Annotated in this window: 11 protein-coding genes; all 11 read right to left on the minus strand. The window is 42.7% G+C overall.

All coding sequences use genetic code 11. The features are described 5' to 3' along the window. Positions 1-49: 49 nt before the first annotated feature. A complete protein-coding gene (locus tag KFE17_05405) occupies positions 50-1,852 on the minus strand; it encodes a hypothetical protein (protein QUO33182.1) in 1,803 nt (600 codons plus the stop codon). Then, positions 1,816-2,790 (minus strand): alpha/beta hydrolase, encoded by a 975-nt coding sequence (locus tag KFE17_05410; protein ID QUO33183.1) that lies wholly within the window; start codon positions 2,788-2,790, stop codon positions 1,816-1,818. The genes KFE17_05405 and KFE17_05410 overlap by 37 nt, the downstream gene beginning before the upstream one ends. A gap of 21 nt (positions 2,791-2,811) precedes the next feature. After that, positions 2,812-3,873: a PTS sugar transporter subunit IIC gene (locus KFE17_05415; protein ID QUO33184.1), complete on the minus strand. Its 1,062-nt coding sequence runs from the start codon at positions 3,871-3,873 to the stop codon at positions 2,812-2,814. Positions 3,874-3,890: 17 nt separating this feature from the next. Next, a complete protein-coding gene (locus KFE17_05420; protein QUO33185.1) occupies positions 3,891-5,222 on the minus strand; it encodes an MATE family efflux transporter in 1,332 nt (443 codons plus the stop codon). Positions 5,223-5,291: 69 nt separating this feature from the next. Continuing rightward, positions 5,292-6,032, minus strand: a complete 741-nt coding sequence (locus KFE17_05425) for a peptidylprolyl isomerase (GenBank protein QUO33186.1) — start codon at positions 6,030-6,032, stop codon at positions 5,292-5,294. A 278-nt stretch (positions 6,033-6,310) separates the two neighbouring features. Further along, on the minus strand, positions 6,311-6,658 hold the full coding sequence (locus KFE17_05430; GenBank protein ID QUO33187.1) for a hypothetical protein: 348 nt from the start codon (positions 6,656-6,658) through the stop codon (positions 6,311-6,313). A gap of 106 nt (positions 6,659-6,764) precedes the next feature. Further along, entirely contained in the window at positions 6,765-7,610 is an 846-nt protein-coding gene (locus KFE17_05435; GenBank protein QUO33188.1) for a 4Fe-4S binding protein, read from the minus strand. A gap of 119 nt (positions 7,611-7,729) precedes the next feature. After that, the gene (locus KFE17_05440; GenBank protein ID QUO33189.1) at positions 7,730-8,713 is read right to left on the minus strand and encodes a DnaJ domain-containing protein; all 984 of its coding nucleotides are present in this window, start codon (positions 8,711-8,713) and stop codon (positions 7,730-7,732) included. Positions 8,714-8,852: 139 nt separating this feature from the next. Then, positions 8,853-9,983 (minus strand): DUF362 domain-containing protein, encoded by a 1,131-nt coding sequence (locus KFE17_05445; protein QUO33190.1) that lies wholly within the window; start codon positions 9,981-9,983, stop codon positions 8,853-8,855. A gap of 14 nt (positions 9,984-9,997) precedes the next feature. Next, positions 9,998-11,686, minus strand: a complete 1,689-nt coding sequence (locus KFE17_05450) for a phospholipase D family protein (GenBank protein QUO33191.1) — start codon at positions 11,684-11,686, stop codon at positions 9,998-10,000. Positions 11,687-11,709: 23 nt separating this feature from the next. Beyond that, entirely contained in the window at positions 11,710-13,572 is a 1,863-nt protein-coding gene (locus tag KFE17_05455; GenBank protein ID QUO33192.1) for an AAA family ATPase, read from the minus strand. Between the last annotated feature and the right edge of the window lie 6 nt (positions 13,573-13,578).

Below are 13,578 nucleotides of genomic sequence, written 5' to 3' on the forward strand. Positions count from 1 at the left end.
TTCCTCTTTTCTCGCTCTGTAATGCTTTTGATTTTCTTCTTATATTCTTTTACATACGGAATTTCTTATAAAATTCCTGTTTAAATTCCTTACCGTGAAATAACGCCAATCCCGCAAGAAACAAAAAGCTGATCCCGCTGCATACAACCGAAGGCTCTGTTACTTTAACCGCACCGAACACCAGCAAAAGAAACGGAATCATTCCAAATCCTGCCGCCTGCACAAAATAAAATAAATATTCATCCTGTTCCAGCTTCTGCAGACGCACAATGGTCAGCATCGACAATAGCACCATCAGCGTACCGCATGGAAGCACATAACTAAGCGACCAGCCGGACCAGCCGGTAAAATAATCCCACAAAATTGCCAGTACCGACATGCTGACAAGCTGCCACATACTGTTTTTCAGTAAGTTACGTCTTTTTGCATAACCGAGCATGACCATCGCCCAGATGCAGGCGCATCCTGCCACCGCAAAGATTGACCATCGAAGCGTTGGTGTCACAAGATAATTCAGCATCACACAGACAACTGCCGCTGCCATACAGGCAAAGGTAAAGAATTCGGGAAATTTTCGATTTTTTTCCGGTTTCTTTGCCGGAAAGTTTTCTTCCAGTACTTCTACACCAAGTCCCTGTTCCCGCAAAATTCTGATAAAATTCCGCTGAATATTCGTACTCATCACTTTAGAGGTAAATCCAAGCATCATCGTATCCTGAAAGGAACAGCTGCACAGCTGGAGTTTATCTGTACTTGTAAAAACCCCAAAACGTTCAATATAATTCTCATAAGCTTCCGGAAGTCTGACTGCCGACATATTTGAAAACACTGCGGTAATGCTTCGCCCTCCAAGCGTTGTTCCTGCTAACAGAAAGAGATTCTTTATTTCCAGCGGTACTGCCCTTAGAAACGGATTCTTTTCCAGACGCACAAATTCATTCATCCGTTCTGCTACCCGCTCTTTCGTAAGTTCCTTTGCAAATCGTTCTTTCACATGCAGCAGCACGTCGTCAAATGTTGTTTCTGCCGAAAACTCATATCCCGCTTCCAACCATCCAAAAAAATTCGCCATAGAGCGCGATGGAAAATAATTACGCAGATTAATCGGGATCATTAAGGTGACTGGTTTTTTCGCCTGATGCTCCGTCATCTCTTCGTGGATCGCACAGAGCAATACTGCACTCAAAAATACGGTAATTGAAACCCCCCGGCTTCTTGTATAGTTCAAAAGCTCCTGCACAGACATCCTGCATTCCATAATTTCCATTTCATCCTGTTCCAGTTTCGGCCCCGGAAGCTGGAATGCTTTTCGCTTTCTTTCCGGATTTTTTGTTTTTTTCTCAGAATAGTATTGAGAAAAACTATCTTCTTCCTGATCCCGGTTTGTCAAAAGCTGTTCTCCTGTTTCCGGAAAAGATACATCTGAATGTGCAAGCTGCAAATACTGCTGTACCAATTCTTTAAGGAATCTTGTTGCGCCCGTTCCATCAGACAATGCATGAAAAATCTCAAAATTAATCCTGTTTTCATAATAGGAAACTTCAAATAACAGCCGTTTCTGATCCGGTACATAAATTTTGCTGCACGGCGGCTTATCTTCCTGCGTTACTTCTGCCGGAAGTTCCCTGTGTTCCAGATAAAACCAGAACAGCCCTTTTCTTAAAACCGCCAGATAAAGCGGATAGCGCTCAATCGTTCGCTCAAGCGCCTGCTGCAAAAGCTCTGCATCCACTTTTTCTTTCAGACAGCAGTAAAACCGAAACACTCTCGTATCTTTTTTCCCGGTGGCTGCCGGAAATGCGAGCGCTGCATTATCTAATTTACGCCATCTGGATCTTCTTCCTTCCCGCATACGGTTTCCTCCTCTCTCAAAAACCGATTCATATGATCAAAACTCTCCTGCACATGTAAATGTCGGATTCCAAGTGCAAAGAATCCGTGAAGTGCATCCGGTATTCGTTCCACCCGTACTGTATTTCCTGCCTCGCGAAGGCATTTTCCGTAAGCTTCTCCCTCGTCCCGCAGCGGATCGAATTCTGCAGTCAGAATCAGTGTATCCGGAAGATTCCGGAAATCTTTCGCCCGAATCGGAGCGAAGTAAGGATTTTCCCTGTCCTTTTCTGTTCGCTCATAGAGCTTAATATAGGACTCCATTTTCACTCGTGTCAGAAGATAATCCTGACCATTTTCTATCACAGACCGAAACGGTGTCTGCTCTGAATAATCACTATTCGTCGCCGGATAGATCAATATCTGTCTTCGCGGCATGAATTCTCCCAAATCCCTTGCCATCATAGAAACAGCTGCTGCAAGATTGCCCCCGGCGCTGTCTCCTACAAGGGTAATCCGGTTAGGATCTGTATGGAGTAAAAAGGAATTCGTAAACAAACTTCTTGCTGCCTCATAACAGTCAAGCAATCCGGTAGGAAATTTATATTCCGGCGCCAGACGGTACTCTACCGATACAACAATATGAGCCGTCGACTGAGACATTTGTGCACAGACACGGTCATAGTTTTCCACACATTCTGTTACCCAGCCACCGCCATGAAAAAATAACAATATCGGAAAGCGGTGCCCTTTCTCAAGCCCCATTTCCATCGCTTCCTCCGATGGAAAGTAGACTCTTACCGGTATTTCATAATTTCCGCGGCAAATGCGCTCATCCAGTTTTTTCACGAAGATCCTCATCGGGTCCAACTGCTTTAAATCTGCAAATCTTCTGGAAGATTCCACCTCAATATCTCCATAAGACAGGGCATGTAAAAGTGCTTTTACTGTTTTCTTCATGTACACTCTCCCGTTATTTTCTTATAGATCAAGTTTCAAGTCATCTTCCAATATCCATCCCATCTTCCGCATCGGCGCAGCAAATATTAATGTCAGCACTGCCGGAAGTACAAAACAGATCAAAAGCAGCCCGATCCAATCCATTGCCGTAATCGCTGTCTTAGCGCCATTGGCGATATCCTGTACCCAGCCGGTATATACCCCAATCTGTCCTACAAGCCCGCAGGTTCCCATTCCGGAAGCTACTGCCGCTCCGTTCATTTTCATTTGAAACAAACAAGTAGAAATCGGTCCTGTAATGGCAGATGCCAGAATCGGCGGGATCCAAATTCTCGGATTCTTAACGATATTTCCCATCTGAAGCATGGAAGTCCCGATTCCCTGGGCAAATAAACCGCCCCATTTATTCTCCCGAAAGCTCATTACCGCAAATCCAATCATCTGCGCGCAGCAGCCTGCCACTGCCGCTCCTCCGGCAAGCCCGGTAAGACCAAGCGCCGCACAGATGGCAGCACTGCTGATCGGGAGTGTAAGTGCAATTCCCACGACGACAGAAACGATCATTCCCATAAAGAATGGCTGAAGTTCTGTTGCCCACATAATCGCATTTCCAACACTGCTGGCTGCTGCACCAATGGCCGGCGCCCACCACATTGACAATAGCGTTCCCACAAGGATTGTCACACACGGTGTCACAATGATATCTATCTTTGTCTCTTTCGATACAGCTTTTCCAAATTCCGCTGCAAAAATCGTTACCACAAGAACTGCCAAAGGTCCGCCGGCGCCTCCAAGTGCATTCGCCGCCTCTCCCACTGCAATGAGTGAGAACAGCACAAGCGGCGGACATTTCAGCGCATAACCGATAGCTGCCGCCATAGCCGGTCCTGTTGCAGCTTTTGCATATCCTCCTACAGTGATCAGCACTTCACTTCCAATCTGTTCTCCCAAAGTAGAAATGATTGTTCCAATTAACAGGGAAGCAAATAATCCCTGTGCCATAGCGCCAAGGGCCTCAATCCCATAACGCTTAACAGAAAATACAATATCTTTCCGTTTCAAAAATGCCATCCATCGTTCCATAAGACTCTATTCCTTTCTCATTCCATTTTCTTTCTCATGTTTCTATAATAAAGAATTCCCACTGCATCTGCAAGTCCCCATCCAATAGGAATTGCCCACCAGATTCCCCAGACGCCAATCCATGTAATTGGTGCAAGCGCATACGCAAGCCCTACCCTTGTTCCGAGGGAAATGACCGTCAGTACGACTGACATAAACGGCTTTGCAATAGCCCGGTACAATCCATACAGCAGGAAAAGGCATCCGATTCCGCAATAAAATGCTCCTTCAATCCGAAGATACTCTACACCGATTTTAACAATCTCTGTCTCTGACGGATCAATAAAAATCCACATGAATGGTTTCGCCAGAATCCATACAAGAACAGATATGACTGCGCAGAACATCATAGAGATCTTTAGCGCTGTTTTCGTGCCTTTCTGAATCCGTTTTCTTTCTCCGGCTCCGTAATTCTGCGAAATAAAAATAGAATATGCATTTCCAAATTCCTGCGCCGGCATATATGCAAAGGAATCGATCTTGACTGCTGCAGCAAATGCTGCCATAACCGCAGTGCCAAACTGATTTACGAGTCCCTGCACCATTAGAATTCCAAAATTCATTACGGACTGCTGAATGCATGTAAATACCGAATACTGTCCGATTTCTTTCAGCAATCCCCAGTCTGTACAAAAATCTGTCCAATGAATTCGAAGCTGCTTCTCCCGCACAAACGTATAGAGCAATACTCCTGCTGCTGAAATTCCCTGAGCAATTACCGTCGCAAAAGCTGCTCCTTTTGGTCCCCACTGAAACCCAATTACAAATAAAAGATCCAATATGATATTGCATACCGAAGCTGCCGCAAGCGAAATAAGCGGCACAACTGAATTTCCAATAGCCCGCAGCAAAAATGCAAAATAATTATACAGGAAAGTAAAGAGCATTCCAAAAAGAATTACCGAAAGATAGTCTCTGAGAATACCCCGAATCTCCCCCGGTACTTGCAAAAGTCTTATAATCTGATCAAGCCAACAGACAGATGCTGATGTAAGCACTGCCATAATCACAGCAATGACGGCAAATGACATGGCAATACTTTGTTTGAGACGCTTCATTTTCTTTCCTCCGTAGTACATAGAAAACAAAGCTCCGCATCCCATGCAAAGTCCAATGATAATCGATGTCAAAAATGTCATAAAAGCATATGCCGCTCCCACTGCTGCAAGGGCTTCTGTCCCAAGAACTTTCCCTACGATCAACGTATCTGCAATATTATAGACTTGCTGAAGCAGATTTCCCAGAATCATTGGAATAGAAAACATTATCAATTTTCGTCCAATGGGTCCACTTGTTAAATCCTGATTCATCTTATCCCCCTCATAAGTAAAAAAACCGGTTCTTCTCAGCCGGTTTTTTACAATATCTTCTATGATACATTATGCGTTCATATAAGTTTCTTTTAATTCATTCAGCTTTCTATTATAGACTGCTTTTTGCTTCTGCTGAAGAACGGTCTTTTCAATCTGTTCTTTTGCATCAGCAAATGCAATTGTCTCTGGTTCCTGATGGGATTCCACTTTGATCAGATGATATCCAAACTGTGTCTGAACCGGTCCTACCACAACTCCCGGCTCTGCCGTAAATGCAGCGTCCTCAAATTCTTTTACCATCTGTCCTTTTCCAAACTGTCCGAGATCTCCTCCCCGGTCTTTGGATGGACAGGTAGAGTATGCTTTTGCAGCCTCTTCAAATGTTTTTGCTCCACTTTTGATTTCTTCCGCAATGCTGCTGCACTGCTCATTTGTCTCAACAAGAATATGCTTCGCCTGTACCATCTCGCCTTTTACAAACTGTTCCGGATTGCTGTCGTAGAATTCTTTTGCCTCTTCTTCTGTCACAACAATTCCTTTCAATGTTTCTTTCATAGCGAACTGAGATAACAGCTCTCTTCTCACATCTTCCATAATCATGCGAAATCCTTCTGTCTCGTCCAGCTTCATTTCCTTACCTAACGCTGCATATAAGCGCATAGATACAAGCTGATCTAAATAATATGCTCTCATCTGTGGATTCTCTGCATAAATTTTCTGATTCGGAGGCAGTTTCTGTAAAAATGCATCTAAATCTTCTTTTGTAATCGCCTCTCCTGCCACTGTTGCTAAAATTTCCTGACTCATATTTCAATCTCCTGTAGTAAACTTATTTTTCTTCTTTTTGAATTCCTTTTTCCTTTGCAAGATTCTCACCAAAGGAACATTTCGGCTTCTCAAGACTGCACTCTTTCATACAGCCTGTACAATGCTCTGTATCTGTATGACTCATTTCATTTTCCTCCTTACATCTACTGTCCTATTATAGCGAACTTCCAACCATTTCACAAGCAGAACTTCATTCCTCTAAAAACACCGCAGACATTTTTTCATTATGTCTGCGGTGTAATTATTCTTTTCTGTTACTATTTCATTCTGCGCATATTGTACTGATGGTAATTCTTATGGCCGGAAGAAGAACTCTTCATTTGCAAACGCATCTGATGCATCCTTGCTTCCTTCCTCTGTAATTCTGCCATTCGCTCTGCATCTGGTTCATAGACGCCTGCGCCAAACCAGAATTTTCTTCTCAGATAATCCACTCCTCGTACAGACATTACACAGATCTTCAAGTACTCGTATACGATCAACGTATAAAGTTTGTGGAGTGGTTTGGCTCTGAACTCTGCATCCATTTTAAAATACACTGCTGTCAAAATACCGATCATCACAGTACCGATTGTTAAAAAAATCATCCGCATTTCGTTCAACATAAAACCTCAACTCCTATCCACTTTTAAATTACTTTTATTGTAAACTCAAAGTTTATAATAGTCAATTATTTTTATGTATTTTATTAAATTTTCAGATTTATTGTTCTTATTTTGTTTTTAAGAGCGGTATTTCGCTTTCGCAAGGCACTTTCGTCTGACACTTTCCGCATCCCATATGCGTTTTATAGGTTTCTTTTGTCTTACCAAGAAATGCCTCGCACTTCTCGTGATCCTTCCCTGCTTCCAATGAAATCGCCTTTGCCGGACACCGTCTCACACATGCCCCACATCTTGTGCAATAGTCGTAGATTCCTGTATATTCTCGTTTTCGCGGCTCAAAACTTCCGCTGACAATCAAACTTCCCAGTCTTCCGGCCATTCCTTTTTCGGTAATCAGACCTTTCGAAAGACCGAAAGTACCAAGCCCGCAAAGATATGCCACATGTCGTTCTGACCAGTTACTTGTATACGAACTGCCCTGCCACAGATCTTCCTGACCGTGCCCAGACTTTGTTACACTGTGAAATCTGCTGTCTTCTGCCGGAATGACACACTGCATTCCGTCTGCTTCCAGAAGCTCTTTGATATATCTGCAGACTGCCATGACAAATTTCTGACCTTCGATTCTGGCATGCAGCCATTCTTTTGATGGTTCCTCTTTCAAAATACCATTGCTTTTCTTTACCTGTTCTGTATAGGGAAGAAAAAAACTAATAACACTTTTTGCTTCGCCAAGCCATTGTCCCGGCAAGAGAAACTGCGGACCTACTGCTTCTTTCTTCTGAAATTCTGCAAACATCTTATCATCAGCTGTTCCATACCCCCATATCGGTGGTTCATACATCTTCAGTCCTATGCAGTCTGGAGCAAGCGCCTCCTCTTCTGAGACATAATTCATCGGAGATGCATTAACAAATACTTCGACTTTTCTTTCCAGCTCTTCCTTCGTCATGGGACATTCCTCCTTTATTTCATTCCTTTCGCTGAACCGTATCCTCATGGTTCTGCCATCCTGATTTTACTCATCTATGGAATTATTATAAAAGATTACAAACCATTCCACAAGCCATTTTACGCTCTGCCGGTTTGATAATTTTGAAGATTTTCATGACTTAGGCATGCATACTCTTTCAATTTCTGCTTTGCCTCCGGGCTTAATCGTTTCGGAACCTGAATCTGAACCGTCACATACTGATCACCATATTGCTCCGGGTTTGTCATAGATACAATCCCTTTGCCTTTCAGCCGGATTCTGCATCCGGACTGTGTTCCTTCTTTAATTTTACATAAAACATCCCCGTACAACGTCTGTACTCTTGCCTCGCCGCCGAAAACAGCTGTTGTAAATGGAATATTGCATACCGTATAGACATCTGCTCCTTTTCTCTCGAAATTCGGCTTTTCTCCCACCGTTACATCCAAAAGAATATCTCCTGCCTCTCCTCCATTCATTCCCGGCATTCCTTTTCCACGGAGCCGTACTGTTTTCCCACTGTCAATTCCTGCCGGTATATGCACCTGCAGTCTCTGGATCGTTCCTGTCTGCGGATTCTGAAATGAAATAACCTTTTCACATCCAAATACGGCTTCATCAAAAGTTATCTCCACCTGGGCCCTTACATCCTGCCCCTTTTTCCGGAATTGCCTTCTTGTTCCATCTGATTGAAAACCTCCTGCATGGAATCCGTGTCCAAACAAATTTTCAAACAGATCATCCATATCGCTGCCTTCAAAATGAAACTCATGAAATGTTCCATCTCCAAAACCGCCCCTGAATTCTCCATAACCATTCTGAGCGCCTCCGGTTCCTCCCCCTGGCATACTTCCATCAAATGCTGCATGTCCGAAACGATCGTACAATTTCTTTTTCTCCGGATCACTCAATACATTATACGCTTCTGTAACTTCTTTAAACTGCTGTTCCGCCTCAGGATTTCCTTCATTGGCATCCGGATGGTATTTCTTCGCCAGTTTTCTGTAAGCTTTCTTAATCTCACTGCTCTCTGCCTGTTTATTTATTCCTAAAACTTCATAATAATCTCTTTTTTGCTTCATACCAATCACCTCGAATTGCACTCCAAAACCCACTTGTTCTATATGTACTATAACACTTTTTACAAAAATGTCAACGCAACATAAAAAAATCCGCTGAAAGAATTACTTCTCCAGCGGATTTTCCGTTCTTGATAAAGCTTTATTTTACAAAGACAAGTCCGTATGCCCGGTTTCCGATTCCAATCTTCTCTGCATGTTCCAGACAGGTCCGGTACTCTGAGTCCGGTGTTGTGTTTACAAAGTGATCGTGATGATCGCAGAAATCATCTCGCCTCATATTTTCTCCGAGCAGACTGTTCGGCAGCGGCTCTGCCTGCAGACACGCATCCACACAGGCCTGATCAAGCGCTAATGGATCAAATGATGCAAACATACCGATGTTTGGCAAAATCGGCGCATCATTTTCACTATGGCAGTCACAATGCGGAGACACATCTACAATCAAAGAAATATGGAAATTCGGCCGTCCATCAATAACTGCTTTTGTATACTCTGCCATACGACAGTTCAATTCTTTTACTGCCGCACTGCTTGAAAATGCAATTGCATCAAAGTTGCAAGCGCCGATGCATCTGCCGCATCCAACGCAGTTTTCATTCGAAATTTCCATTTTTTTGGAAGCATCATTCCATACAAGACCGTTATTAGCACATTCCTTCATACAGCTCTTACATCCGCGGCATTTTTCCGCATCAATGGTTGGTTTCCCATTATAATGCTGATCCTTCTTTCCGGCTCTGGAACCGCATCCCATACCGATATTCTTAATCGCACCTCCAAATCCGGCTGTCTCATGTCCTTTAAAATGGGAGAGACTAATAAAAATATCTGCATCCATTACTGCACGGCCGATTTTAGCTTCTGCTACATATTCTCCGCCTTCTACCGGAACAGCAATGTCATCTGTTCCCTTTAAGCCGTCTCCGATCAGAATCGGACAGCCCACTGTCATCGGCGTAAATCCATTCTCCCATGCACAATATAAGTGTTCCAGTGCATTTTTTCTGCTGCCCGGATAGAGTGTATTGCAATCTGTCAGAAATGGATTGCCGCCCAGCTCTTTCACGACATCTGCAACTGCTTTTGCATAGTTTGGTCTGAGAAAACTAAGATTTCCAAGCTCACCAAAATGCATTTTTATTGCTACAAATTTATTTTCCATATCAATCTCACCAATCCCTGCTTTCCGGATCAGTTTTTTTAATTTGATTGGAAGTCCTTCCCCTAATCTTGTACGAAAGTCTGTGTAGTATACTTTTGATTTCTCCATTTGAATCCCTCCTGTCACATCAAAAATCTGGCCCATCCACCTAAAAGGTCCAGTGCTTTGATGCGAAATTCCTTCTTTTTGCTCATTGGCCGCGGTGTAACTCCTTCCGGAAGATCATAAGAATCTTTTCCCGTTACCCGAAGCGCATCTGCCTCATAGCTGCTCATTTCTTTCCTCAACTGCATCGTGAGTTCCTGACTGTCTATCACAAGCATGAGTTCTGTATCAAGATATGCGCTTCTCATATCCCAGTTAAAAGAACCGATACCTGATATATGATCGTCTACTGTAAAACATTTTCCATGATAGGATACACCTTTATCATATTCCAGAATAGAAACTCCGGTTTCTAAAATTTGCCCTTTATAGCGATGATAATCCATTGCTCCGAAAGGATTTCCATTATTCACAACAGAGTTGGTCATCATCTGCACTTGACGTCCGTCCGAACAAACTTCTTTGAGTTTCTGAAGCATCCAGTCATCGCAGATCAAATATGGCGTATGGAATGTCACTTCTGATTCGGCAGATTTCATAATCTCTGCCATTTCATAAAACGCAGTTGGCTCTTTTACATTAGCATGAACCGGGTTTGCAATCAACTGTACATTTTGAATTGGCACTGTTTTTTCATAAATATCTTCTTCCGCAAACCAGTCTGCATGTGTTTTTTCTATCTGCTGCTTTAATTGTTTTAATTCTTTTCCGGCTGTTTTTACTGACGGATTCCATTTCCAGAGGCCGCTTCCGTATGGTCGGCTGTCCGGCTGTTTCCAGACAGATTGAAAATAATTCTGTACCTGGACAATCGATGGATTTTCACTTTCCTTACAGGAAACAAATACATCCCAGTCATAGTTTTTGTACCCTTTCTGATTTCCGAGAAAGAAATCAAATGTATTTCTTCCTCCCAGAAGATATGCTGTATCATCTACAAGAAGATATTTATCATGCAAACGTCCCATCAATGTCCACGGTTTCCAAAGCCTTACCGGATTATATACCCGAATCTCCATATGCTCCTGCTGCGCTGCAGCTAAAAAGTACGGATTTCCCCACATGGTCTTCAAATAAGGGAATCCATCAACCAGGATCTTTACTTTCACGCCCCGATCGGCTGCATCCATAAGGGCTGCCAACACCTGCTTACCGCTCGTATCAGCGTCAAACTCAAAGGTAGAAAGTATAATTTCTTCTTTCGCCTGAGAAATAAGCCGGATCCTCTCTTCCAAAGCCTCGCCATTATCTGAAATAATCTTTGCGCGCTCGCCTTCCTGACGTGTACCGGTATAATCCGCAAGATCGAAATTCTCCATTGTGTCTTTCTGTACTTCCGGCTGTTTTACATAAGGCAAAATTGCCGCCAAAAGAAATACGACAAGAAAAATGCCGCCTGCCGTCAGAAGATTTCTCCTGCAAAAAATTGCTGCATTCCACTGCTGCAGCCACTCTACCAACAATATCAGTGTGCTGATGCAAACAAAAATATTTGCTGCAATGACTGCTTCTTTTGGAAGCAGCAACATACACACCATGAAAAGCAGTATCACTGCCATTCCTGCAATTCCTTTTCTTGTCACTCCAAGCAAAAGCGTAGCGGCTGCATTGGCAATGAGCAGGAGCAAAAGCACTGACATCGCCGGATAGCGGCTGACCAGAAACGCCGCTAATACAATTTGAATCAAACATATCCACTTTCTCATGTTTATCCACCTCTTCTATTCTTTTACATTCCCACCCTGTTTTTTCTGCTCTCAAAATAGATAAATTGCTCTACGGAATCCAAAATGTCCTGAAAATCTTCTCGCGGAGCTATGTCAATATATCGCGTCAGAAGTTCCTGCTCCTGCGCTTTATATCTTCCATAAAAAATGTCATACAAATTATGGCCTCTCATATAGATTTTAATATTTTCCATATTGTTTTTCACATCTTCTACCGTCTCGATATCATGTCCTATCGCTTCGATCAGCGCCTGACCGCTTCGCATACGATGAAGATACTCTTTCCATTTGTCAAGAAATATTTCGTAAAAGGCTTCTTCTGATTCCACAATCCCAAGCGCCGCCATAATCTTTGGATTGAGGAAATAATTCTCAAAAGAATAATATTTCAAAATCAGAACATTTTTTTCTGTGACACGGGGAAGACGATCCACATCTTCCAGATTACGCGCTTCATAATATTTGCAAAGCTCCCTTTTTAATTTCTCCCGGTCTTTACCGTCACCATCCCGGATCATTAGAAAATTATCTTTTAAGTACACTTGATTCATATATTTCAAATTCGCGTACGTTTTAATATTCGTGCAGCTGTTTGTTGTAATAATCGCAATTCTGGACAAATTTCCATCTTCATCATACGTTTCAGAAAAATATTTTTTCAGAAGCAGCGGAAGCCGGCTTTTGTCCTGTTTTCCTTCTACAATAAATACGAAATTCACATTCATCACATCTGTCGCAGAATAGCCAAGATCATCAAGCACTGCGCTGATATCTGTCGTCGGACAGATTTCTGAATAGCCATCCTTGCCCAGCATGATCTGACGGATCTGCCTGCTGCCAAAGTTTGGCAAAAGATTCGGCGAATGTGTAGAAAACATCACCTGATTTTTCTTTGAAAGACGGTAAAGAATCTCGCCACAGCTATTTTGGAGTTTCGGATGCAAAAACATTTCCGGATTCTCTACAATGATAATATCTGTATTTTTTCTATTTTGATCTTCACATGTCTCAAGCAGCGACAGAAGATAAATGCTGCGCATACCCTTGCCGAGAGAACTCAATGGTCTGCGGCGGTTCTGCCCTTTTCCTTCGATTTCTGCAGTTACAAGCAGCATCTTTTCAATGTCGCGGTTCATAGAATAATGAATGATCTCCCGCCCTCCATTTCTCCGAAAGTTCTCATTGACACGGCGTTCAAAATCATCCAGATTCAAACAATAAAGCTTATATTCCAAAAGCTTTGCCGCCTCAAAGGCATTTAGTTCTTCTGCTGTCTTCTGTCGTATCAGTCCCATACAGGAAAAACAGTGATTACATTCCTTTGCCCGATCAAACATACAGCATCCGGAACGCATTTGTTTCAGGAGATCATCTTCCTGCATCATTAACAGTGCATCCTGAAACTGATTTAGATTCCTCTGTACATCCAGATAATACACATTTGGAAATACTTGTAAGATATAATGATTCTGCTTTTGAAATCCGTCGGCATAACGGATTTTTCCTTCTCTGTTTGCAGTGTATACAAAGCTTAACTCTCCATCCGAATAAGAGGGAAGCTTTTTACAGAAATCCCGATACCACGCCTCATATCTGCGATAAGTACTGACTGTTCCGGTTTGATGAAACCGATGAAGGTCTTCTTCTGTTATCTGCAAAGTGACACCGATTTCTATGTTTGGATAATCTTCCTGGAAATCATCGCTGCTGATCTTATAATCTCCGCTGACTGCACGGACAGCATCCAGGATAACGGTTTTCCCGGTATTATTCTGTCCCACAAGGATCAGTGCATTTTCAATTTCCTGAATGTGCATATTTTTGATCGACTTAAAATTACGAATCCACAAATCTACAATCTGCATAACATT

The sequence above is a fragment of the Faecalicatena sp. Marseille-Q4148 genome (genome assembly GCA_018228665.1).
Lineage (GTDB): Bacteria > Bacillota > Clostridia > Lachnospirales > Lachnospiraceae > UBA9414.